The sequence below is a fragment of the Paracoccus fistulariae genome (genome assembly GCF_028553785.1).
Lineage (GTDB): Bacteria > Pseudomonadota > Alphaproteobacteria > Rhodobacterales > Rhodobacteraceae > Paracoccus > Paracoccus fistulariae.
Window position 1 is genome coordinate 3,264,651 of sequence record NZ_CP067136.1, and the last position, 24,008, is coordinate 3,288,658.

Consider the following 24,008-nt stretch of genomic DNA (forward strand, 5'->3'; position numbering starts at 1 on the left):
CCGCGCGGCTGGTTTGTTCAGGGAATGCCCGATCAGGCCAGATCGTAACGATCCGCGTTCATCACCTTGGTCCAGGCAGCGACGAAATCACGGGCGAACTTTTCCCGGTTATCGTCCTGGGCATAGACCTCGGCATAGGCGCGCAGGATCGAGTTCGACCCGAAGACCAGATCGGCCCGCGTGGCGGTCCATTTCGTGGCCCCCGTGGCGCGGTCGCGCAACTCATAGCTGTTGCGCCCGGTGGGCACCCAGCTATTGGCCATATCGGTCAGGTTGACGAAGAAATCATTCGTCAGCGTGCCTTCGCGATCGGTCAGGACCCCATGCTTGCTGCCGCCGTAATTCGCGCCGATGACGCGCAGGCCACCGACCAGCACCGTCATTTCCGGCGCGGTCAGACCCAGCAACTGGGCGCGGTCCAGCATCATCTCTTCGGGCGAGACGACATATTCCTTTTTCTCCCAGTTGCGGAAGCCATCTGCCAGAGGCTCCATCGGATCGAAGGATTCGGCATCGGTCTGTTCGGCAGTGGCGTCGCCGCGACCTGGGGCAAAGGGCACGGTCAGATCCAGACCAGCAGCTTTCGCGGCCTGCTCGATCCCGACATTGCCTGCCAGCACGATGATGTCGGCCACGCTCGCGCCGGTTTCGGCGGCGATCGGCTCCAGCACGGACAGGACACGGGCCAGACGCTGGGGCTCATTGCCTTCCCAATCCTTCTGCGGGGCCAGACGGATGCGCGCGCCATTCGCGCCGCCTCGCTTGTCCGAGCCACGGAAGGTCCGGGCGCTGTCCCAGGCGGTCGCGACCATATCGGCAACCGACAGCCCGCTTTCGGCGATGCGTGCCTTGGCGGCCTCGACATCGTAGCCGGTCGAACCTGCGGGGATCGGATCCTGCCAGATCAGATCTTCCTGCGGGACGTCGGGACCGAAATAATTGTCTTTCGGGCCCAGATCGCGGTGGGTCAGCTTGAACCAGGCGCGGGCAAAGGTGTCGCGGAAATATTCCGGATCGGCGCGGAATTTTTCCATATAGCTGCGATAGATCGGATCGACCTTCATCGCCATATCGGCATCCGTCATCAGCGGCATGGTCCGGATCGAGGGATCCTCGACATCCGGCGGCATGTCCTCTTCCGCGATATTGACCGGCTTCCACTGGTTTGCACCGGCGGGGCTTTTGGTCAGTTCCCATTCATGGTCCAGAAGCATGCTGAAGAAGCCGTCATCAAAGACGATCGGATTCGAGGTCCAGGCCCCTTCCGGTCCGCCGACGACCTGATCGCGGCCAATGCCACGGGTTTTCTTGTTCAGCCAGCCCAGGCCCTGATCCTCAAGGCCCGCAGCCTCGGGTTCGGCACCCAGATCGTCGGGATTGCCGTTGCCGTGGCATTTGCCGACGGTGTGACCACCGGCGGTCAGCGCGGCGGTTTCTTCGTCATCCATCGCCATGCGCTTGAAGGTCTCGCGCACCTGATCGGCCGTCCTTTGCGGATCGGGGACACCGTTCACGCCTTCGGGGTTCACATAGATCAGGCCCATCTGAACAGCGGCCAGCGGGTTTTCCATCGTCTCGGGCTGCGACACATCGTCGTAACGCGCATCCGAGGGCGCAAGCCATTCCTTCTCGGCGCCCCAATAGACGTCTTTTTCAGGGTGCCAGATGTCTTCACGACCGAAGGAGAAGCCAAAGGTCTTCAGCCCCATGGTCTCATAACCGATGGTGCCCGCCAGAATGATCAGGTCGGCCCAGGAAATCTTGTTGCCGTATTTCTTCTTGATCGGCCACAGCAGGCGGCGGCCCTTATCCGTGCCCGAGTTGTCGGGCCAGCTGTTCAGCGGCGCGAAACGCTGGTTGCCGGTCGCGCCACCGCCGCGGCCATCGGCCAGGCGATAGGAACCGGCAGCGTGCCAGGAAACGCGCACCATCATCGGGCCGTAATGCCCGTAATCGGCAGGCCACCACTCTTTGCTGTCGGTCATCAGCGCGCGAACATCGGCCTTCAGCGCCTCGATATCCAGCGATTTCAGCTCTTCGCGATAGTTGAAATCCGGGCGCATCGGATTCGTCTTGCTGTCATGCTGGGCCAGGATGTCCAGGTTCAGCGCGTTCGGCCACCAGCTGGTGACCGATTCGTTGTTGGAAGTATTGCCGCCATGCATGACAGGGCATTTGCCTGCAGGGGTCCGGTTTCCGTCCATGTGATCCTCCGATTGGATGCTGCGATATTCGTGGCGTGCGGGCGGTCCGCATTCTCGCGGGGGGCAGGGCCATCTCATCTTACGCCCGCTGATGACAAGCACATAGCAATAGCTAGGAATAAAACAAAATCGGTAATTCTATAAAAGACGATAAGAAAAAGTTATAGTAACTGCCATGCGCCCTGTTATCCTATGGCCAGAATCGTCCGGGTCATAGTCGACAGGTGATATTTTGGTTCGCCCTTCAGAGCGCTTTACCCTTTGCGACAGGATTGCCGTTCATCGGCTCTGCTGGCGCTTGGATCACTGCCGATCTCCCTCCCGCCATTCAGTTTGTATCAGAAATTCTGCAAAGCGTTTACAGACTCATGCAAGAGGCCCGTTCGACAAATTCGGGGAAAATCCTCACCCTGGGCTCTTGGATCGGCAGTCCCTTGAGGCGCTGCACCAACAATTCTGCGGCGATCCTGCCCTGAGCGCCTGCATCGTTGCGCACGGTGGTCAGTGGGGGGGCGATATATGCCGCGAAAGGCAGGTCGTCGAAACCGACGACCGAGACGTCATCGGGCACCGAAAGCCCGAGGCTGTTCAGCGCGCCGATCACACCAAGCGCAATCGTGTCATTCCCGGCAAAGATTGCGGTCAGGTCAGGATTATCCTCCATCAGGGAAATGGTGGCGGCGTAACCGCTTTCGGCGCTGTAATCCGCGTGGATGATCGCGCGCGGGTTCAGCGCAATTTCGTGTGCAGCAAGCGCGCTTTTCAGCTGGGTCAGGCGGGCCTCGGCGGCGGCGAACTCGATGGGGGCGAAGGGAATGCAGCCGATACGGCGATGCCCCAGGCCCACGACATGCGCCACGCTGGCGTCAATGCTCTCCGCAGTTTCCGAGAAAACGCAGACCTCATCGGGGTGTCCGATTGATCCGATCATCACCACGGGAAAGCCGCTTTCAATGAGATTGCGCAGATCCGCGTCACCGTGATGCGGACTGAGAACCAGCAACCCGTCGATGCGCCGTGAAACCACCAGATCGTTATAGGGGTTCACGCCCTCGCGCCGTTCGAATGTTTCCAGCAGAAGGCTGTAACCTTCGCGGCGCAGCACGTCCGCGATGGCGTAGTGCAACATCGGGATAAAACCATCGACGCGCAGCGAATCCCGGTCGGTGATCAGCAGCCCCACCGTATCCGTCGTCCCTTTCTTCAGCATCAGCGCCGCGGAATTTGGCCGATAGCCAAGGACACGCGCCGCTTTGCGCACCTTTTCCTTGGTCTCATCGCTGAGGCTGACCGCGTTCGAGCCGTTCAGCACATGCGATACGGTCGAGCGGGAAACGCCGGCCAGCTTAGCGACGTCATGGCTGGTAACCGATTTCTCTTTCATATGCGGCATTTACCAAGAGAACACGTGTTAGTCAAATATTTGAATTGACTTATCGCGACTGTTTTCGCATTACTAACACGTGTTAGTATGCCGCCGAGTCGCCTCTGGCCATTCGCGGCATGGGAAACAGGAGGGGGAATCATGAGTGGAAGAGCCGACTCGTCGCCGCGAAACGCAAAGACGCCGACACGCCGCAGCGCCTTGCGGCGCAAAGAGGCCGTTGTCGGCTATCTCTTCATCCTGCCGGCATTGATCGGGCTGGTCCTGTTTTACGTGCTGCCAACCATTCGCGCCGCGCAGATCAGCATGACCAACTGGAACCTGATGCGTCCGGCGAAATGGGTCGCGCTTGAAAATTACACGAAGCTGTGGGGTGACGGACAGTTCTGGGACTCGATGTGGATCACGCTGCTTTACGTGCTTTACAATATTCCCGTTCAGACTGCGCTTGGCCTGCTGATCGCCGTACTGGCCGACCGGCTGGCGAAATCGGTGACATTTCGGGCCGTGATCATCGCGCCCTATCTGATTTCCAACGTGGTCGCGGGCCTTGTCTGGTTGCTGATGCTGGATCCGCTGATCGGGATTACCAACAGCTTCCTGTCGATGATCGGCATCGGTCAGCAGGCCTTTCTCAGTTCGCCCGATCAGGCGCTGGTGTCGGTTGCGGCCATTTCGATCTGGCGGCATGTCGGCTTTACCGCGCTGCTGTTCTATGCCGGGCTGCAATCCATTCCAAAGGACCTCTACGAGGCCGCGCGGCTGGATGGTGCATCGGAATTCGCGATGTTTCGGCTGATCACCATGCCGCTGCTGCGCCCGGTGCTTGTCTTCGTGCTGGTCACCAGCGTTGTCGGCTCGTTTCAGGTCTTTGACGTGATCGCCGTGACGACGCAGGGCGGGCCTGCCGGATCAACCCGCGCGGTGCTTTGGTACATCTATGAAAACGCCTTCAAATTCAGCCGTATGGGCTATGCCTCGGCGATGTCGATGGTGCTGTTCGTCATCCTCATTCTGGTGACGTTGCTGCAGATGAAACTGCTGCGCGGCGACCAGTCGGACCTCGGGTAAGGAGACGCGCCATGCTGAGAACCATGACCCTGAACAAGGCCATCGGATATGCCGTTCTGGCAATGATCTGCATCGCCTCGCTGCTGCCGATCTGGATGGCCTTCAAGACCGCCATTACCTTCCCTTCGGATGTCTTTGCCAGTGCCGACCGGCTGTGGCTGGATCGCCTGACCTTCGGCAATTTCCCCCGCGTTCTGGGGCTGCCCAGCAGCGTCGAGCCGCCGGCAAACAGCGGTCAGCCGATCAACTTCATGATCGCGTTGCGCAACAGCGTCATCTATACCGGCCTGCTGGTGACGGGGCAGTTGTTCTTTTCCTCGCTGGCCGCCTATGCCTTTGCCCGGCTGCGCTTTCCCGGTCGCGATACGCTGTTCTACATGATCATCGCGGCGACCATGATCCCTTCGATCGTGCTGTTCATCCCGAATTTCGTGCTGGTGCGTCAGTTGGGCTTGCTGAACACCTTCGCCGGGATGGTCGCACCCAGCATCCTAATGCTGCCCTTCGCCGTGTTTTTCCTGCGCCAGTTCTTTCTGACCACCCCGAAAGAACTGGAGGAGGCCGCCCGGCTGGATGGGCTGAACTGGTTCCAGGTCTATTGGCACATCGCGCTGCCGCTGCAGCGCGGGCCGATGGCGACGCTGGCGATCCTGCTGTCCATTCAGGCATGGAATGACTTTTTCTGGCCCTTCCTCGTCGGCCAGGGCGAAAGCGTGCAGGTGATGGCCGTTGCGCTGGCCAATTTCCAAAGCCAGGCGGGGCAGGGCCAGCCCGACTGGACCGGCCTGATGGCGGCGGTGATGCTGTCGATCATCCCCGTCCTGTTCCTGCTGATCTTCTTTGGCCGCCGCATCGTGGAATCGCTGCAAACAAGCGGCATGAAGTGACCTGAGACATCTTGATGGGAGAGAGAGTGATGAAACTGACCATGCTTGCCCTGCTGACCGGAACCGCGCTTGTGCCGGTGGCCGCCTCGGCGCAGGACACCGTGCAATACTGGATGTGGGACGGCCAGCAGGCCCCCGTTTACCAGCAATGCGCCGCAGCCTTCGAGGCTGTGAACCCCGATATCAGGATCGAGATCACGCAGAATGGCTGGGACCAGTACTGGACCGCGCTGACCACCGCGATGATTTCGGGCGATGCGCCGGACGTATTCGTGAACCACGTGACGCGCTTGCCGGAAATGTCGGCCAATCAGGTCATCACCGATCTCGCCCCGCTGATCGCCGAGGCATCCTATGACACTTCGGGCTATCTGCCCGGTCTGCTGGACAACTGGTCGCGTGATGGCGCCGTTTACGGCCTGCCCAAGGACTGGGCGACCGTTGCGCTTGGCGTGGATACCGAAAAGCTGCAGGCCGCGGGCCTGAGCATGGAGGATCTGGCGGATCTGAGCTGGAACCCCGAGGATGGTGGCAGCTTTCAGCAGGTCATTGCCAGGCTGACCGTCGACAGCAATGGCGTGCATGGCGATCAGGACGGCTTTGACGGCAATTCGGTCGAGACCTTCGGCCTTGTCATCAATCCGCTGAGCCCCGGCGGCGAAACGGAATGGAGCTATCTGGCCGCCAGCACCGGCTGGCAATTCATCGACGCGCCCTGGGCCACCGAATACCGCTTTGACGATCCGCGTCTGGCCGCCACGCTTGGCTGGCTGCGCGATCTGGGCCGCAAGCATCATTTCATGCCGATGCAGGAACAGACCGGCAAGCTGGGGGCGGAAACGCTGATGTTCTCGGACAAGGGGGCGATGACGGTCGTCGGCTCCTGGCTGATCGGGCAATACAACCAGACCAAGCCCTCGATCGCCTTCGCGCCCGTGCCGGCGGGCCCAAAGGGCCGCAAGTCGATGTTCAACGGGCTGGCCGATTCCATCTGGACGGGCAGCGATGTGCCGGACGCGTCGTGGAAATGGGTGCAGTTTCTTGGCTCGGACGAATGCCAGTCGATCGTGGCCGAGGCTGGCGTGGTCTTTCCGGCGCAGGCCGATCAGGTCGACAAGACCGTCGCCGCCTATGAGGCGCGCGGGATCGACGTGTCGGCCTTTACCGCGGTCGCCACGCCCGAAACCACCTTTGCCTTTCCGATCACCGATTACGGCAACGAGATCGACGCCATCATCCGCGCGGCCTTTGACCGCGTGATGCTGGGCGATGGCGACCCGGCAGAGATCCTGCAGCAGGCGAATGACGAGGTGAATTCGCTGTTCTGACGCCTTTGCTGCGGGGCGCGCCCCGTCGCGCCTCGCCGACCGCTTTCTTAGGGAGGACAACCGAATGTCTGGTCTCGAACTTACCGATGTGAACAAGATCTATGGCGACGTACATGTCATCCATGACGTCAATCTGACCGTCGAGCCGGGGGAGTTCTGCGTTTTCGTCGGGCCTTCGGGCTGCGGCAAGTCCACGCTTTTGCGGATGGTCGCGGGGCTGGAGGATATCTCTGACGGGACGCTGGATATCGGCGGAACACCGATGAACGATGTCGATCCCTCGAAACGCGGCGTGGCGATGGTGTTCCAAAGCTATGCGCTGTACCCGCATCTCAGCGTGCGCGAGAACATGGGCTTCGGCCTGCGCTTCGACAAGACGCCCAAGGCCGAGATCCAGCGCCGCGTGAATGATGCCGCCAGAGTTCTGCAACTGGACCATCTGCTGGATCGCAAGCCCAAGGCCCTGTCCGGCGGCCAGCGCCAGCGCGTGGCCATCGGCCGCGCCATCGTCCGCAAGCCCGAGGTGTTCCTGTTCGACGAGCCTCTGTCGAACCTCGATGCCGAATTGCGCGTGAACATGCGGGTGGAAATCGCGCGGCTGCACAAGGAACTGGGCGCGACCATCATCTATGTGACCCATGATCAGGTCGAGGCGATGACCCTGGCCGACAAGATCGTCGTCCTGCGCGCGGGACGGGTCGAACAGGTCGGCGCGCCGCTGGATCTCTATGACGATCCCGACAATATCTTCATCGCCGGTTTCATCGGCAGCCCCAAGATGAATTTCCTGCCTGCAACGGTGGTCGAAGTCGCGGGCGAGATTGCCCGGATCACCCTGGACAGCGTTGCATCGCAGCCGATCCCGTTCCGACTGCCGCAAGGCGGATTGACGGTCGGCCAGAAGGTCACGGTGGGGATCCGGCCCGAACACCTGCTGCAGGACGGTCCGGCGAAAATTCAGCTGACGACCGATATTGTCGAACATCTTGGCGGTGAATCCTATGTCTATGCCCATGATGACGGTGACACCCGCATCATCATGAAGCTTGGAGATGCCCGTGACGTCCGCCCTGGCGGCCATCCGATCACGGCCTGTTTCGACCCCGCCCGCGCCTATCTGTTCGACGCCGACGGCAATCGCTGCCGTTGATGGCGCCGACGGATCGCGGGGCGCGTGAACACCTCCCCCACGCGCCCCGCAAAACCTTGCCCTCGTGACCCAATATCCTTGAAAGCCGCCACATGACGACGAATTTTCACCGTATCGATACATCCGCGCAAACGCTGATCCTGCGTATTCGCGACGACAGGATGGCCGAAGCGATCTATTGGGGCGTCGCTTTACCTGCCGATGAAGATCTGCAGATGCTGTCCGCGTCGCATGAGATCGACATGACCGGCGGCATGCTGGATGCCATTGCCCCGCTGTCGATCTGCCCCGAAGCCTCGGCCTCGTTCCATGGCCAGCCGGGATTGGCCCTGTCCGGTGCAGATGGCCCGCTTTTGCCGCGCTTTCGCTTTCAGGGGACGGTGGCGGGTGACGGTCTGGCGCTGCGCTTTGCCGACCCGGATCTGGGCCTGACCTACACGGCGCGTTTCCGGGGCGAGGGCGACGTGATTACGGCCTCGTCCTCGCTGCGGGCTGAGACTGCGATCCTCTGTCACTGGCTTGCCGCGCCCGTGCTGCCCGCGCCGCAGCTGTCCGATGAGATCCACGACTGGCACGGCACATGGCTGCGCGAATATCAGCGTCAGATCACGCCCTGGTCATATGGGATCCGCCTGCGCGAATCGCGCAGCGGTCGCTCGGGGCACGAACACCCGCCGGTCGCGCTTATCCCCGTGCGAGGCGCCGGCAAGACGGGTGGCGAGGTTCACGCCCTGCAGCTTGCCTGGTCAGGCGGACATCGCTTCGTGGCCGAGGCGCTGCCGGACGGGCGCCGTCAGTTGCAGATGGGAAAGGCCTGGGATTCCGAACGCCCGGGCACGCTGTTTCATTCGGGCGATCTGGTTCTGGCCGTATCCACGACCGGAGAGGCGGGAATTGCCCGTGCCTATCAGCGCCATATCCGCGATCATGTCGTCACATGGCCCAATCCCACGCGCCCCCGCCCGGTGCATTATAACTGCTGGGAGGCGACCTATTTCGACCATTCCCTCGATACGCTGTCACAGATCGCCGAACGCGCCGCTCAGCTTGGCGCCGAACGCTTTGTGCTGGACGATGGCTGGTTCGGCAAGCGCGACGACGACACCACCTCGCTGGGCGACTGGACCATCGACCGGCGGAAATGGCCCCAGGGTCTGACGCCGCTGATCGACAAGGTGCAGGCCCTCGGCATGAGTTTCGGCCTCTGGGTCGAGCCCGAGATGGTCAACCGCGACAGCGATCTGTTCCGCGCTCATCCCAACTGGCTGCTGGGCCCTGACGATCAACTGACGGGACGCAACCAATACCTGCTGGACATTGCCCGGCCGGACGTGCGCGATTACCTGTTCGACGCGCTGGATGCCCTGCTGCGCGCGCATGGGATCGACTATCTGAAATGGGACCACAATCGCCTGCTGCCGATCACGGATGCGGCGCAGGCGGACGGTCTGTATGCGCTGCTGGACCGCTTGCGGGCCGCCCATCCGGCGGTCGAGATCGAAAGCTGCGCCTCGGGTGGGGGACGGATCGACATGGGTGTTCTGGCGCACACGCATCGGGTCTGGCTGTCTGATTCCAACGACGCCATCGAGCGGCTGCGCATCCAGCATGATGCGGCCCTCTTCATCCCGCCCGCAGTGACCGGCAGCCATGTCGGCGCATATAAAAGCCACACCTCGGGTCGCATTCTGCCGATGTCCTTCCGTGCATGGGTCGCCGCGCAGCGCCATATGGGGTTCGAGATGGATCCCCGCGACCTGACCGCAGAAGAGGCCGAAATCCTCACCCGCGTGACCCGCTGGTGGAAGGACACCCGCGACTGGCGCATGGCGGGCGATACGATCCCGCTGGACAGCGCCGATCCCTCGGTCACATCGGAAATTCAGATCGCCGCCGATGGCAGCCGCTTTGTGCTGTTTGCCGGACGCCACGCGACCTCGGTGCAATCGCTGCCCATCGCGCAGCGACTGACCGGGCTGGACCCCGACGCCCGCTATCGCCTGCGGCTGCTGAACCCCGAGGACCGCCCCCCGCAATCGCGCGGCAAGGTGGCGCTTGAGACCGGAGACATCACCCTGTCCGGCGGCGTCCTGATGTCGCGTGGCGTGAACCTGCCGCTGTCATGGCCCGCCACGATGTGGGTGGTCGAGGCAGAGCGGATCTAGCTGTTAGCTTTCAGCAGGTTTTCCATTCGGACCTGAGATAGGTCGTTTCGACGCAAGGAATTTCACCCGGGTGTAGGGTGTGTTTCAAGCTGGCATCTGCGATGGAGACCAGCTTGGCACGAGACCTTATGTCGGACGAGGGATGTGTGTTCTTTGAGCGCTTCATCCTCGCCCTCCGCGCCCCGAACAGACGCAAAGCCACCAACCATCGCCTCGTCCTTGATGGGATTTTCTGGATTGCCCGAACCGGGGCGCCAAGGAGCGGCCTGCAACCTGCACGTTTCTACATCGTCAGCGACCAGCCCTGCGCGGTGGCGTCGTCGATTTCAATGAGGGTGGGGCGGTCGGCGGACAGGGATTTTTCCAGCGCGCTCATCAGTTCCTCAGGCGTACCCACACGGACGGCATGGCATCCGAACCCGCGGGCGATGGTCTGGAAATCGGGCGTCAGGATGTCGACGCCGATTTCGGGGATCTGGCGGTCGCGCATATAGGTCTTGATCTCGCCATAGCCGCGATTGTTCCACAGCAGGATGGGCAAGGGCAGCCGCAATTCCACCGCGGTTGCCAGTTCAGCGATCGAGAATTGCAAGCCACCATCGCCGATCAACCCGATGACCGGACGATCGGGGCAAGCGATCTTTGCGCCGATAGCGGCAGGCAGCCCGTAGCCAAGCGTGCCGTAACCGGTCGAGGAGTTGAACCAGCCACGAGGGCCCGGTGCGTCATAGGTCAAATTGGCGCCATAGACGGGCTGCGTGGAATCCCCGGCAACGATCAGGTCTGGCCAGCGATCAGCGATCATATCAAAAATCCGGCCATGGATTTGATAGGCATCGGGGATGGAGCCCCAGGCGGCCTTTCTCAGCCGGGCGGCGCGGTCCACGCCGTTGCTGCGGGGTGCGGCGTTGGCCTCTTCGGCCAGGGCGGCGCAGAAATTCCCGGCATCCGCCACGATCCCCAGATCGGCAGTCGCATTGCGGCTGAGCTGCTCGGCCTCGATATCGACACGGATCAGCATGCCCTCGATCTTCGGTCGATCGCCAAACAGCAACGTGTCCGTCTCGCCCAGTTCGGTGCCAATGGCCAGAACCACATCCGCCTCGCGCAAGGCATCCAGCACCGGCTGTTGCGGCAGAAGCGTGCCGACCAGCAGCGGATGGCGTGGTGGCAGCACCCCCTTGGCATTGATCGTCAGAAGGGTCGGCGCGCCCAATGCCTCGACCATGCGCTGCGCCTCATCGGCGGCGCCCGCCGTGCCGCCGCCCAGAATGACCAGCGGGGCCTCTGCACCGCTGAGCCAATCGGCGACCTGGATGACAGCCTCGGATGAGGGGGACGGGCGCAGGGGATGGGGGCGGGCGTCAGGCAGCAGATGATCGGCCGGGGCCACGATGACATCCAGCGGCAATTCGATATGCACGGGACGCGGGCGTGCCGCGTGAAACACCGCGGCGGCGCGGTCCAGCACGGCGGGAAGCTCATCCCGCGACATGACGGTATGGCTGAAGGCGGCCACGCCCTCGACCAGCGCGCTTTGGTTCTTGAGCTCGTGCAGGCGCCCCTCGCCACGGCCAAGCTCGTTTCTGTTCAGAACGCTGGAGATGACCAGCATCGGCACCGAATCCGCATAGGCCTGACCCATGGCGGTGGCGATATTGGTCATGCCCGGCCCCGAGATGATGAAACAGGCTGCGGGCCGTCCCGTGGCCCGGGCATAGCCGTCGGCCATGAAGCCCGCGCCCTGTTCGTGGCGGGGCGTGATATGGGTCAGCGCGGTGTCGGGCATGCCGCGATAGAGTTCGACCGTATGGACGCCGGGAATGCCGAATACCGTGTCGAAACCATGCGCCTCAAGCAGGCGTGGAAGGATCTCACCCAGAGTTGTCATTCTGACGCTCCATCATTGCGGATCACAAGGACCGACGCCTGCGCGTGATTGACCACCCGCGATGCGACCGAGCCCAAGGCGTAAGACGCGACGCCCGGGCGCCGCGCGCGCATCACGATCAGATCAGCACTGATTTCCTCGGCGGTATCGATGATCGTGCCGGCCACAGGGCCATATCTGACCAGGCGCTGGTCGCTGGGCAGGTCGGGCCAGCGCTGTGACAACATCGCGGCCTGCTCGTGCGTTGCGTGTTTGATCATCGTCTCGATCATGCCTTCGGGATCCGTCACGGTGGACATGAACAGTTCCGGCACGACGGTCAGAAACACGATGCTGGCATCGCCCGACAGTGCCTGCTGTTCGACGAAATCGAAGAACCGGCTGCGGTTATGCTCTGACGAGGAATCCAGCGGCACAAGGATCTTGCGTGGTGAAGTGGCTGACGTCATGGTGCTTTCCCTGTTCTCAGAAGACAAGCTTGGCCAGAAGGATGGCAAGAGGTGTCGCGATGATGGTGCGGATCACGAAGATCATGACCAGATGGCCCAGATGCAGCCCAAGATTGGCTCGCAGCAGCAATGCGCCCACCTCGGACATGTAGATCAGCTGCGATACCGACAGGATGGCGATCAGGAAACGGGTTTCCTGGCTTGGGATATCGGCTCCGATCAGCGCCGGCAGATACATGTCGGCAAAACCGATGATCATGCCGGGGGCGGCTGCCTGGGCATCGGCAACGCCCGCCCATTCCAGAATTGGCACGAAGGGGGTCGAAAGCCAGGTAAACAAGGGCGTGTATTCGGCCACGATCAGCGACATCATTGCAATGGCCAGTGTCGCGGGGACAAGGCCGAACCAGATGCCGATCAGGTTATGAAGACCCTTGCTCAGAAATCCTGCGAAGCCGGGCGCCTCGGACGCACGGGCCAGCGCCATGCGGGTTCCGGCCTGCATCGCCGTTTCACCCGGCTTCAGCACGTCGTCTTCATGCGGCGTCACGCCGGGGGCATAGCTGTCGGGAATCCAGGTCAGCGGCGGAATGCGGGGCAGGATCAGCGCGCAGACAAAGCCGATCAGCATGACCGATCCGTAATAGCTGAAAAAGACGTCCTGCAGGCCGACGACCTTGGCGATGACATAACAGAACGGCACGGACACGATCGAGAAGGTCGTGGCGACAGTGGCGGCCTGACGTCGGCTGTAGACGCCCATGTCATATTGCTGCACCGTCAGCATGACGCCCACCGGCGCCGCGCCCAACCACGAGGCCAGCCCGTCGATGGCCGAGCGTCCCGGCAACCGGAACAGCCGCTTGAAGGCGCGCGACAGGAAAGAGCCCACGAATTCCATGAAGCCGTAATCCGTCAGCAGCGGCAGCGCCAGCGCGGCAAAGAAGAACAGCGCCAGCAGGTTCTTCATCAGAAAGCCGACGACGGTTCCTCCCGTCGCGCCCGAGGTGATGAATTCGGGGCCGATCCCGGTGAAGTAAAGCACGCAGAACACCGCGCCCAGAACCCGCAGGATCAGCCAGGTCGGGGATACCCGGAAGACCTTCTTGATGAAGGCAGACCCCACATCCAGCCGGAAGGTCGAGAATGCAATCGTCAGGGCGGCGGACAATACGGTCACGGCGATCAGCAATCCGCTGACAAGCGTGCTTAAATTCTCGTTCACCCAGTCGATCAGGATGCCGAAAGGAATGGTGAAGCTTTCCCCGTTCGGGACGGGAAAGAGAAAAACGATAGCGCCCAGCAATGAGGGCAGGATGAATTTCAGCCACAGGCTGCGCGGCGCTGTCGAAACGATGGTGTCGTTCATACCTTGAACCTCCTGTACTTTCAGCCGCGCCGGTCCGGCAGGACGCACAGCATCTCGTAAAGAAGATTTGCGGCGATCAGGGCGGTATTGCCGCTGGGATCGTAGGGCGGAGAGACCTCGACCAGATCGCAGCCGACAAGGTTCAGACCCGCACAGCCGCGCACGATTTCATAGGCTTGCCAGATCGACAATCCGCCCGGTTCGACCGTGCCGGTGCCGGGGGCGAAGGCCGGATCGAGACTGTCGATATCGAAGGTCAGATAGACCGGCGCATCGCCGATACGCTCGCGGATCTCGGCCATCAGCGGGGCCAGCGACTTGTACCAGCATTCCTCGGCTTGAACGACGCGCCAGCCCTTGGAGCGGCCCCAGTCAAAATCATCGGGCGCATAGCCGGTCGTCCGGACCCCGATCTGCGTCACCTTGTCGTTCTGCAGGCAGCCATCTTCCCAGGCGCGGCGGAAGGGGCAGCCATGGGCGACGGTTTCGCCGAACATGTGTTCATTGGTATCGGAATGGGCATCGACATGGATCAGCGCGACCGGGCCGTGCTTCTTCGCGATGGCCTTCAGGATCGGCCAGCTCAGCGTATGATCGCCGCCCAGGGTCAGCGGGATCGCGTCATGCGACAAAAGCTCGTCATAGAAATCTTCGATGATGGCGACGGATTTCTTTAGATCGAAGGTGTTGATCGGCACATCGCCAATATCGGCGACCTGCATCCGCGCGAAGGGGGCCGCGCCCGTGGCCATGTTGAAGGGCCGGATCATGCGGCTTTCATCACGGATCTGACGCGGGCCGTGACGCGTACCGGCCCGGTTCGAGGCGCCGATATCCATGGGAATGCCCACGAAACAGGCGTCCAGACCGGCCGCATTGGGCGCGCTTGGCAGGCGCATCATCGTGGCCGGTCCGCCAAAGCGCGGCATCTGATTGCCGCCCAGCGGCTGGTTGAAATTCGGGTCGTCCGTCATCCTGCGCTCTCCTCCGCTAACTGTCCGCCGCCGCCTTGTCCGAACGATACCTTTGCCCGCTTTCGGCTCAAATGCATGCGTGCCGGGCCGACCGGAACATCGCGGTCGGCGGGGTGGCTGCCTCCTCGACCCATTTTTAAATTCCTTGCCAAGATCGGAAAACCATGGATGCATTGGGGCTTGAGATCGAAAAAAATAGCGGTATCGAAAATGCTCAAGCAAGTCCGTGATGCGGATATCCATCTTTTGAGGGTTTTCGTGGCGGTTGCCGAAAGCGGCGGCTTTGCCGCGGCGCAGGATCGGCTGAATGTCGCGGCCTCGACGATCAGCACCCAGATCTCGAATCTGGAGACCCGGCTTGGCTTTCGTCTGTGCGATCGCGGGCGCGCGGGCTTTGCGCTGACCAATCAGGGAGAGATCGTGCTGACCTCGACCTACAAGCTATTGCGTGACCTTGGCGAGTTTGTCAGCACGGTCGAGGCCGCGCAGGAAGATCTGGTCGGGGTGATCCGCATCTATCTGATCGACAACATCCTGTCGCATCCGGAATTTCGGCTGGCCGATGCGCTCAGGACATTACGGACCGAACATCCTTTTCTGCATTTCGAGATCCGGCAGATGGCCCCGGGGCGCATTGATGTCGCCCTTATGAAACGCGAGGCGGATATCGCTGTGGGGTGGTTCAACACGGTCATGCCCAGCCTTAAATACGAACAGCTGTTCCGGGAACGGCACAAGATCTATTGCGGCCGGGGCCATCCGCTGTTCGACCTGGCGCCGGACGGGGTCGATCCGCTGGTGCTTGAACAATCCGACTGGGTGTCGCGTGCCTATGATCTGCCCCAGACCATCCATTTCGCGCATCCGCCCGTCACCACCGTGACAGCGCATTACATGGAAGGTGTCGCCTATTTCCTGCTGGCGGGCACGCATGTCGGCTATCTGCCCGACCATGTTGCCGCGAAATGGGTCGAGAAGGACGAATTGCGCGCCATCCTGCCCGACAGATATGTCCATGAACTGCCGATGAGCGTGGCCGCCCGCGAAGATATCGCACGCGAACGCAGGGTCCATACGGTCCGGCAGGCGATCCTTGAGGCGCATCGATCGGCATGAAGGGGCACGCCTGACGCCTGACAGAGCGCGGTGCCGGGTTATGATGCGTCGATTTCCGTCGATGAAACACGTGGGGCGTTCGTGATCCTTTCCCATCCTGCCATGCCGGATAGTAGGGCAAAGGATGAAAGGGACGATCATGGCCGATGCATTGCTTGAACGCGAAAAGACAGTTTTCATTGGCGGGGAATGGCAGCATGGCCGGGGCAGCGATCCTTTACAGGTGATCGACCCCAGTACCGGCGCTGTCCTGTCGCGGCTGGTGCCGGGCAATGCCGGGGATGTTCAGCAGGCGGCCCGGGCTGCGGCGATGGCCTTTCCGGGCTGGAAACGACTGCCCGGCGACCGGCGCGCGCGCTATCTGCGCGGCTTTGCGCGCGGGCTGGAGGCCCGCAAGACATATCTTGTCCGCGTTCAGATGCACAACAACGGCAAACCCCGCATCGAGGCAGAGATCGACGTCGACGATGCCATCGCCACCTTCGACTATTACGCCGGTCTGGCCGACGGTCTGGACGAGCGGCAGGATGCGCGCGTCGATCACATGGGCGGCGCGCATTTCGGGCTGGTTCGGCATGAACCGGTCGGCCCGGTCGGCCTGATCGTTCCGTGGAACTTTCCGCTTGTCACCAGCGCCTGGAAGATCGCGCCCGCGCTGGCCGCGGGCTGCACCGCGGTGATGAAAACCAGCGAGATGACCCCGCTGAACGAACTGGTCTATGGCGAGATCGCCGAGGAAATCGGTCTGCCCGCCGGGGTGCTGAATATCGTGACCGGCGCGGCAGAGGTCGGCGTTGCACTGACCCATGCGCCCGAACTGCGCAAGATCAGCTTTACCGGGTCAAACATGATCGGCGCCAGGGTGATGGAGGCCGTCTCGGCGCGCTGTCTGCCGGTGTCGCTGGAACTGGGCGGCAAATCCTCGATCATCGTGACCGCCGATGCCGATCTGGATCAGGCGATCGATTGCATCATGGGCGGCATCTTTTTCAACAGCGGTCAGATGTGTTCGGCGACCTCGCGCCTGATCGTCGATCGTGCGATCGAAGCCGATCTGGTCGAGGCGCTTGTGGCCAGAACAAATGCGCTGAAGATCGGCTCTCCCTTTGAAGACGGGACAGAGATGGGGCCGATGACCACGAATGCGCAATACCGCAAGGTCCTGTCCTTCATCGCCGAGGCCAGATCCGACGGTCTGAGCCTTTTGACCGGCGGCGACAGGATCGACCGTCATGGGGATTTCATCGCACCGACGATCTTTCGCGATGTCCCAAGAGATCACGTCTTGTGGCGTGATGAGATCTTTGGCCCGGTGCTGGCGACAACCTCGGTCGCGTCCGAGGACGAGGCGGTCGCGGCGGCCAATGACACGATCTTTGGCCTTGTCGGATCCGTGGTCAGCGGCGACTGGGCCCGCGCCAAGGGGATTGCCGATCAGATCGAGGCGGGCCAGATCTGGATCAACACGCCGCAGATCGTCTATCCCGACAGTGCCTGGGGCGGCTTCAAGCAAAGCGGGATCGGGCGGGAACTGGGACCTTGGGGCCTGTCGGGCTATCAGGGCGTGAAACACATCCTGTCTGAGGTCTGATCCCCGCGACGGGCGGCGACTACTGCGGACGGGCGGACGCTGGGTCAGGCCGGTTTTTGCTGCGCGACGGGCGCGGGCACGTGAATGCTGCGCGTCTCATCGACGAAACCATTGAAGCGCATCGGCCAGCGCGCGCCCGGCCAGCGCAGTTCCGCCTCGCCCTTTCTTGGCCTGTAGACCGCCGTGTAAAGCGTGCCAAAGCCACGATCGAAGGCGGTCGAATAGATCGGCGGTTTCAGAAAGGCGCCGATGAATTTTTCCTCGGGCTCGACATGCAGGGTCAGGCGTTGCAGCAGGAAACGCTCACGCTCGACCGTGGCGGTCATACGGGCATGGGCCTCCCACTCGACCCGTTCCTGATGATTGGTCGCGACGGCATTATGCGACACGATGGCCGGGCGGTCCGGCGCCATATAGACCGTCGCGAAGCGGCGCTTTCGGTCCAGCACCGTCACGTTATAGCTCATATGCGTCGGAATGCGCGCCAGCACATCGGATGCCTCTGCCGCCGTCTCGCAGGTCTGCAGCACATAGCGCAGGATCAGCGGCACGCCAAACCCATCGCCAACGATCCGGCGCCCGCCGAAGGTCAAGGACACGGCAAGACCGGCATCGTTCATCCCGTCGACAAGCCCCCACAACCCGTCCGAGCTGCCCATCACCCGCCGGCCATGCCAGCCCGTGTTCAGGAAGATCGCATCGAAAGCCAGCGGGTTATAGTCGTAATTGCGCACGATGACCGGCTCTTTCCCCGGCCAGATCGCCTGACTGCAGCCCGACAGATAGGGCGGAGGTCGATAGAAGGACAGAAATCGCGACGACAGATCGCCCCCGCCCGCCAGATCGCACAGCGCCTCGTAAAGCGGCATGATCTCTGGCATGTGCTGTTGCAGGGCCGTCCGGCATTCAAGATAGGTCGGCCGTGCATCCGCACCTTCGGACAGGAACCAGCGGCGATAGGCGGGCCAATATTGGGCAAACAACCCGGCCCAAATCGGACCGGGTGTCGTTTCGCTTATCGCTCGCCATGCAATCTGCATTCTGTCGCTACAGGATCTTGAACGCCGGATCGGACAGCTCTGGTCCTGCCGTCACCTCGGGCAGGGGGCGGGCCTGGAACTGCGACTTGATGCCGTGGATCCAGCGCTTTGCGCGCTCATTCAGCTTGAAACCGTTGGTCATAGACCGTCCCCGCGTCACCAGAATCCCCAGATCGGCGCCCTCATAGCGGAAATCCCCCGGCTTCTGGATGCGCAGGAAAAACGCCTCGCTTTCGCTTTCGACCGCGCGGCGGTGATAGTCGAAGCGGTCAAAGACCACGCTGCCATCCTCGCGCATCTTGTAGATCCCGGTCGGAGGCGCCTCGGTGATGATATCGACATTATCCTCGGTATATTTGATCACCATCTGGGACCAACTGTCGATCATGTTGGGATCGGCCCAGCGGGCGTTCAATTCGTCCACGTCCAGCTTGAACTGCGCCTTGGAAAATTCCAGCAGATGGAACAGGAACAGCGGCGCATCGGCATGGGCGAAGGCCGCGTGGTTGGTCATGGAACTGCAGCCCGTGATACGCGGGTTCAGCTCTCCCAGCCACAGGTCGCCGGTCTTCTTGTCGATCAGGAAATCCAGCTCGAAATAGCCGCGATAGCCTTGCTTGCGCAGTTGCTCGCCGAATTTGAAGGTCAGGTCGCGGGCCTTCTGGCGCGCCTTGGGCGGAAAGGCGGTCGCGAAGATCTCGTTCCCGCACCATCCGCCGCGATAGGGGGTCAGTTCCTTGAAGCCGACCAGTTCCGTCATCAGCGGGCCGACAATGGTGCCCTGACTGGTCGCGCAGGCCTCGATGGCCGATCCGCGGCAGTCGATCCGCTTCATGATCTTGATCTCGCCTTCGCCGACGATCTCATGCTCGTGCTTGCGGAAATCGGCTTCGGATTTGATGAAGAACGTAGTGTGCCCGCTGTCACCAAAGGCCGATTGCAACACCAGATCATGGCCGATCCCTGCCTTTTCGCAGGTGTTTCTCAGATCCTCATAGGATTTCACCTCGGCCAGCACGTTCGGGACCGAGGGCACGCCCGCCTTGTTGCCGATGCGCACGGTCTCGATCTTGTTGTCGCATTTCGTCCGCAGCTTCGCCTTGGGGAACCAGACCTCGCCGCCCAGTTCCTTGACCAGCCGTTCGGTTTCCTCATCGAACATCAGAAAGACGAATTTGGGCTTGCCGCCGCGCCGCTTCACAAGGTCGACCACCTCTTTGTGCTGCAGCAGGTAATTGTTGATATCTTCAATGGACTGGAATTCGGAATGCGGCTGCTCGGTCGGGCAGAACACGTTCGGATGCTTGCCGTCATAGCAATCCAGATAGCAGATATATTTGAAATTCTTCGACCATTCATCGATGCCAAGCAGATTGAAATTCGTCGCCGAGACGAAATAGATCGGCTCTTCGTTGCGGTGGAAGTAACGGCGGATCTCCGAGATGTTGTTGAGTTTCGGCATGGTTCGTCTGTCCTTCCCCTATTCTGCTGCAGTCGCAAGTTTTCTGGTCTGTCCGACCAGAGCTTCGTCCGTAAAGACACGCAGGCCAAGCTCTGCGCGGTAACCGTGTATTTCGTTCACATCCAGGGCACGCATGAAGGCCAGGATTTCGCGGCTGACAGTCTGGCCGGGCACCAAAATCGGAAAGCCCGGCGGATAGGGGATGATGAAAGAGGCTGAAACCACCTCTCGGCCGGCATCCATGGCCGCCTCGATCCCGCCATCCAGTTCCATATAGTCGCAATTGTTTTCGTCATAGGCCAGGAAAAAGGCCGCGCGGATGTCGCCCTCGCCTGTTTCCGGGTCAAGACAGAATGCTTCGTGAAAACGAGAGAAATCCGGCAGCGGCGGCAGATCCTGCATCAGGTTCTTGACGCGCCGGTCGAAGGCCAGACGTTCCATCCGCGAGGCATCGTCCAGCAGATCGTCCAGACCTTTCGCGATCTCGACCAGAACCTCGATCAGATAGGCGACCGAGGACCGCGTGGTGCCGATATTGGTCATGAACAGCACGGTGTTGCGCGAGGTCTTGTTGATCTGGATGCCGTATTTATCCATCAGGATCTGGGTCTTGAAGGTGTCGCCATCCCAGCCGGTGCCGCCGACCGCCAGGGTGACGCGGGTGGCGTCAAGGACAAATTCGTCCTTTTCCCAACAATCCCAGGTGTCGGTCCAGCCCTGTTCGGAATCGTAATAGCTTTCGACGCCCGAGGCACGATATTCGGCCGGGATCATGTCCCCGGCAGTCAGCACGCGGAAATATTTCCGCAGCAGGGGGTGGGTCGAAATCGCCCGGCGCATGGACATGGCGGCCTCGACCTGGCGTTGCACCAGTTCGAAGCCCTCAAGCTCGACCTGACGGCGGCCGACATCCAGCGATGCGATGATCTGGTAATTCGGGCTGGTCGAGGTATGCGTCATATAGGCTTCGTGGAAGCTGGCCTCGACCTCTCCCTTGAAGTCCTGATCGTTGACATGGATCATCGACCCCTGCCGCAAAGAGGTCAGCGTCTTGTGGGTCGATTGCGTCGTATAGACCCTGACCCGCGCGGCCGGCGGCGGCAGAAGCTGCGTTTTCAGCAAGGTCGCGTCATCGGCATCCTTCAGCTTCGCCTGCTGCTTCTCATAGGCCTTGGCATGCGCTTGCGAGCGCAGGCGTTCGCGCAGGTTGTTGGCCGCGCTCATCCCGGTCCGGTGACGATAGGTCGGGCCGAAACGGGCAAATGCAAACCATGCCTCATCCCAGAGGAAGATCAGGTCCGGCTTGATGGCAAGGCATTCCTCCATCACGCGTTCGACATTATAGACGACGCCGTCAAAGGTGCAGTTGGTCAGCAGCAGCATCCGCACCTGATCCAGCTTGCCCGCCGCCTTCAGTTTCAGCAGTTGATGCTTGATTTCGCGGATCGGGACAGCCCCGTACATCGAATATTCGTTCAGCGGATAGCTGTCGAGATAGCGCACCTGCGCCCCCGCCAGCACCATGCCGTAATGGTGCGACTTGTGGCAATCGCGGTCCACCAGAACGATATCGCCCGGTCGCACCAACGCCTGCACCACGATCTTGTTGCAGGTCGAGGTGCCGTTCGTGGCAAAGAAGGTCTGCTTCGATCCGAAGGCGCGGGCTGCAAGCTCTTGCGCTTCCTTGATCGGGCCGTGCGGTTCCAGCAGGCTGTCCAGCCCCCCGGACGTCGCCGATGTCTCGGCCAGAAAGATGTTCGGCCCGTAAAAGGCGCCCATATCCTGAATCCAGTGCGAGCGCGAAATCGACTTCCCGCGAGAGATCGGCATGGCATGGAACACGCCGGTCGGCTGTTTCGAGTATTCCTTGAGCGCCGTAAAGAAGGGCGTTTTGTAGCGCGCCTGAACCCCCCTGAGGATATTCAGGTGCAGTTCCATGAAATCTTCCTGATTATAGAAGACACGGCGGCAGATCCCCAGATCCAGCCCGGCGATATCCTCGACCGACCGGTCCGTCACCAGATAGGCATCCAGTTCGGGCCGCACCCGCGCCACCAGCCGACACAGTTCCGGGCCATAGTTTTCGGGCGCGATTTCGTCGATGGCGTCCTCGCCGCCGGCCCGGTCCAGATAGCGCTTGAGGATCGGAAGATCGGCATGGGATTCCAGCGACAGTCCGGGCCGGACCACGATCGCCTGAATATTGTGGTTGAACAGCACACCGATCAGCGCATCTTCCAGCGACGGGACGACAACCGGTTCGTAGATGAACGGATCCTCGGGTCGGCGCATGGCGCGCATCGAATCCTTCAGGAAACGCTCTTGCTGCTCGGTGACATTATCGACGATCAGCACTTCGAAGTAATGTTTGGACAAGGCCCGCGCTTCTGGCGACAGGATGGCCTCATCATCGTGATCCTCGCTGTCGGATGCATCGCGTTCCAGCGGAATCGAACGGCGGCGATATGCGCCTGTGGTCAGCGCCCGTGTCACGCGACGGACCAGAAAGGACACATCCTCCAGATGCCCATGCTCGAACTGTCGGCGGATATAGTCAAATGCCGTGATGCCGGGAAAGGCCCAATATCGCTCGATCAGCGACAGCGCGTCGAACAATTCGCCGATATGGGTCTTGAGTTTCGCGGAACTGGCCTTTCCGCTTTCTCGGTGCAATCGCTCCAACGCCACGCGCAGCGCGCTCCAGCGGTCCGAGCGCAGTTGCACGGCTGAATAATAGTCGCTCATCGACTCTTTCGACATGGTCCCCCCTCCCATTTCGAGATCGCGGTTCCGTAATGCGGATCGCGATTTAAGTCCCTGCCGATCGCCCGGACCGGGCAACCGGCAGGGATGTCTTTATTCGGCGATCTTGACCGCCTGAGGTGCAAGAGCCTCCTCTGCTCCTTTGAAAGACGGTTGCGCGGCATGGTCTTCCGGCCCGCCGATATAGGTGTCGCGGAACGACTGATCCCCCGGCAGGACGCCGCCCTGCTTGGGCATGGCCAGCGGGCCCAGCGACTGCAGATAGCTGTCGGTGCCGCTGTCGCGGTCATAGACCGGAAAATCGACCGAGCGGTCGCGGAAACTTTTCAGCACCTGCCCAAGGCCCTTCAGGCCGTGAAGGCGCTGGCGACGGACCTGATCCAGGTCGATCTCGATCGGGAACATATCCTCCTGACCTGCCGACTGGTGCAGCACCTGGGCCGACGGATCAACCACGCAAGAGCGGCCATTGCCGCCCGAGCCCAGACCGTTCACGTCAAAGATATAGCACTGGAACTGCGCCGCCGTAGCCCGCGCAATGGCCAGTTCGGCATCGCGGTCTGTGGTGCCCGTCAGAACCGGATGCAGCAGCACCTCGACGCCCTGACTGGTCAGCTGGCGCGTGGTTTCGGGGAACCAGATATCGTAGCAGATCGACAATCCGAATCGCCCGACCTCGGGCACGTCAAAGACGCAGAAATCGGTGCCGGCTTCCACGCCGGTTTCATAGGGGCGGAACGGAAACATCTTGCGATAGGTGGTCACGATCTCGCCCTGCGGATTGATGACCGTCGCGGTATTGTAGATCTTGCCCTCGGGGGTCTTTTCGAACATCGACCCCGGCAGAAGCCAGATATTGTAGCGTTTCGCCGCCGCCTGAAAGCGCTCGATATGCTCATTCGTCAGCGGCAGCGCATGACGCGACAGCGGCCCGAACGCGGCCAGTTCCGAAAACAGGACCATCTGGGTCCAGGGGAACCGTGCCATCAGGATATCAATGCGCTGCAACATGCCCTCGATATTGGGCTGCACCGCGTTGACCCACATCTGGACGCCGGTGATTGCAAAAGGTGTCATTCTGCCGTTTCTTTCTCGATTTTCATCGCGCGCCGATCCGTCAGGGCTGGCGCGCGACTGTGATGTTTGTGGCTGCCCTGCTGGCCG

General features: G+C 61.5%; 17 protein-coding genes and 1 pseudogene. 8 read left to right on the forward strand and 10 right to left on the reverse strand.

What is annotated here, in order from left to right; genetic code table 11:
• Positions 1–32 precede the first annotated feature (32 nt).
• Both katG and JHX87_RS16160 read right to left on the reverse strand, forming a co-directional pair.
• On the reverse strand, positions 33–2,204 hold the full coding sequence (gene katG, locus JHX87_RS16155; protein ID WP_271883797.1) for a catalase/peroxidase HPI: 2,172 nt from the start codon (positions 2,202–2,204) through the stop codon (positions 33–35).
• A 358-nt stretch (positions 2,205–2,562) separates the two neighbouring features.
• A complete protein-coding gene (locus JHX87_RS16160) occupies positions 2,563–3,588 on the reverse strand; it encodes a LacI family DNA-binding transcriptional regulator (protein ID WP_271883796.1) in 1,026 nt (341 codons plus the stop codon).
• A 141-nt stretch (positions 3,589–3,729) separates the two neighbouring features.
• On the opposite strand from JHX87_RS16160, the gene JHX87_RS16165 reads away from it, so the two are divergent.
• From JHX87_RS16165 to JHX87_RS16190, 6 genes and pseudogenes are all read left to right on the forward strand, one after another.
• Positions 3,730–4,659 carry a carbohydrate ABC transporter permease gene (locus tag JHX87_RS16165; RefSeq protein WP_271883795.1) on the forward strand — a complete coding sequence of 310 codons (930 nt, stop codon included), beginning with the start codon at positions 3,730–3,732 and terminating at the stop codon, positions 4,657–4,659.
• A gap of 11 nt (positions 4,660–4,670) precedes the next feature.
• Positions 4,671–5,546 (forward strand): carbohydrate ABC transporter permease, encoded by an 876-nt coding sequence (locus JHX87_RS16170; protein WP_271883794.1) that lies wholly within the window; start codon positions 4,671–4,673, stop codon positions 5,544–5,546.
• 29 nt (positions 5,547–5,575) lie between these two features.
• Positions 5,576–6,874 carry an ABC transporter substrate-binding protein gene (locus tag JHX87_RS16175; RefSeq protein ID WP_271883793.1) on the forward strand — a complete coding sequence of 433 codons (1,299 nt, stop codon included), beginning with the start codon at positions 5,576–5,578 and terminating at the stop codon, positions 6,872–6,874.
• 64 nt (positions 6,875–6,938) lie between these two features.
• A complete protein-coding gene (locus tag JHX87_RS16180; RefSeq protein ID WP_271883792.1) occupies positions 6,939–8,024 on the forward strand; it encodes an ABC transporter ATP-binding protein in 1,086 nt (361 codons plus the stop codon).
• A gap of 92 nt (positions 8,025–8,116) precedes the next feature.
• Positions 8,117–10,189 carry an alpha-galactosidase gene (locus JHX87_RS16185; RefSeq protein ID WP_271883791.1) on the forward strand — a complete coding sequence of 691 codons (2,073 nt, stop codon included), beginning with the start codon at positions 8,117–8,119 and terminating at the stop codon, positions 10,187–10,189.
• A 101-nt stretch (positions 10,190–10,290) separates the two neighbouring features.
• Positions 10,291–10,446, forward strand: a pseudogene (locus tag JHX87_RS16190) (IS5/IS1182 family transposase); the annotation flags it as partial.
• A gap of 26 nt (positions 10,447–10,472) precedes the next feature.
• On the opposite strand, the gene JHX87_RS16195 reads toward JHX87_RS16190, so the two are convergent.
• From JHX87_RS16195 to speB, 4 genes are read right to left on the reverse strand one after another with little or no spacing between them, the layout of a single operon-like run.
• Positions 10,473–12,080 (reverse strand): 5-guanidino-2-oxopentanoate decarboxylase, encoded by a 1,608-nt coding sequence (locus JHX87_RS16195; protein ID WP_271883790.1) that lies wholly within the window; start codon positions 12,078–12,080, stop codon positions 10,473–10,475.
• Complete coding sequence (locus JHX87_RS16200) at positions 12,077–12,529, reverse strand: universal stress protein (RefSeq protein WP_271883789.1); 453 nt, start codon at positions 12,527–12,529, stop codon at positions 12,077–12,079. The genes JHX87_RS16195 and JHX87_RS16200 overlap by 4 nt, the downstream gene beginning before the upstream one ends.
• Positions 12,530–12,545: 16 nt before the next feature.
• Entirely contained in the window at positions 12,546–13,898 is a 1,353-nt protein-coding gene (locus tag JHX87_RS16205) for a YjiH family protein (protein WP_271883788.1), read from the reverse strand.
• A 20-nt stretch (positions 13,899–13,918) separates the two neighbouring features.
• Positions 13,919–14,872 (reverse strand): agmatinase, encoded by a 954-nt coding sequence (speB, locus tag JHX87_RS16210; RefSeq protein ID WP_271883787.1) that lies wholly within the window; start codon positions 14,870–14,872, stop codon positions 13,919–13,921.
• Between the two features lie 210 nt (positions 14,873–15,082).
• Between speB and JHX87_RS16215 the strand changes: the two genes are divergently transcribed.
• Entirely contained in the window at positions 15,083–15,988 is a 906-nt protein-coding gene (locus JHX87_RS16215) for a LysR family transcriptional regulator (protein ID WP_271883785.1), read from the forward strand.
• Positions 15,989–16,127: 139 nt separating this feature from the next.
• A complete protein-coding gene (locus tag JHX87_RS16220; RefSeq protein WP_271883784.1) occupies positions 16,128–17,579 on the forward strand; it encodes an aldehyde dehydrogenase family protein in 1,452 nt (483 codons plus the stop codon).
• A 44-nt stretch (positions 17,580–17,623) separates the two neighbouring features.
• Here JHX87_RS16220 and JHX87_RS16225 read toward each other — a convergent pair whose 3' ends face one another.
• The 4 genes from JHX87_RS16225 to JHX87_RS16240 form a co-directional block, all read right to left on the reverse strand.
• Positions 17,624–18,613 carry a C45 family autoproteolytic acyltransferase/hydrolase gene (locus JHX87_RS16225; protein WP_377775992.1) on the reverse strand — a complete coding sequence of 330 codons (990 nt, stop codon included), beginning with the start codon at positions 18,611–18,613 and terminating at the stop codon, positions 17,624–17,626.
• A 13-nt stretch (positions 18,614–18,626) separates the two neighbouring features.
• Entirely contained in the window at positions 18,627–20,081 is a 1,455-nt protein-coding gene (locus JHX87_RS16230) for a biotin carboxylase (RefSeq protein WP_271883782.1), read from the reverse strand.
• An 18-nt stretch (positions 20,082–20,099) separates the two neighbouring features.
• Positions 20,100–22,841, reverse strand: a complete 2,742-nt coding sequence (locus JHX87_RS16235; protein WP_271883781.1) for an aminotransferase class I/II-fold pyridoxal phosphate-dependent enzyme — start codon at positions 22,839–22,841, stop codon at positions 20,100–20,102.
• A 96-nt stretch (positions 22,842–22,937) separates the two neighbouring features.
• A complete protein-coding gene (locus JHX87_RS16240) occupies positions 22,938–23,921 on the reverse strand; it encodes a carbon-nitrogen hydrolase family protein (protein ID WP_271883780.1) in 984 nt (327 codons plus the stop codon).
• Positions 23,922–24,008 lie beyond the last annotated feature (87 nt).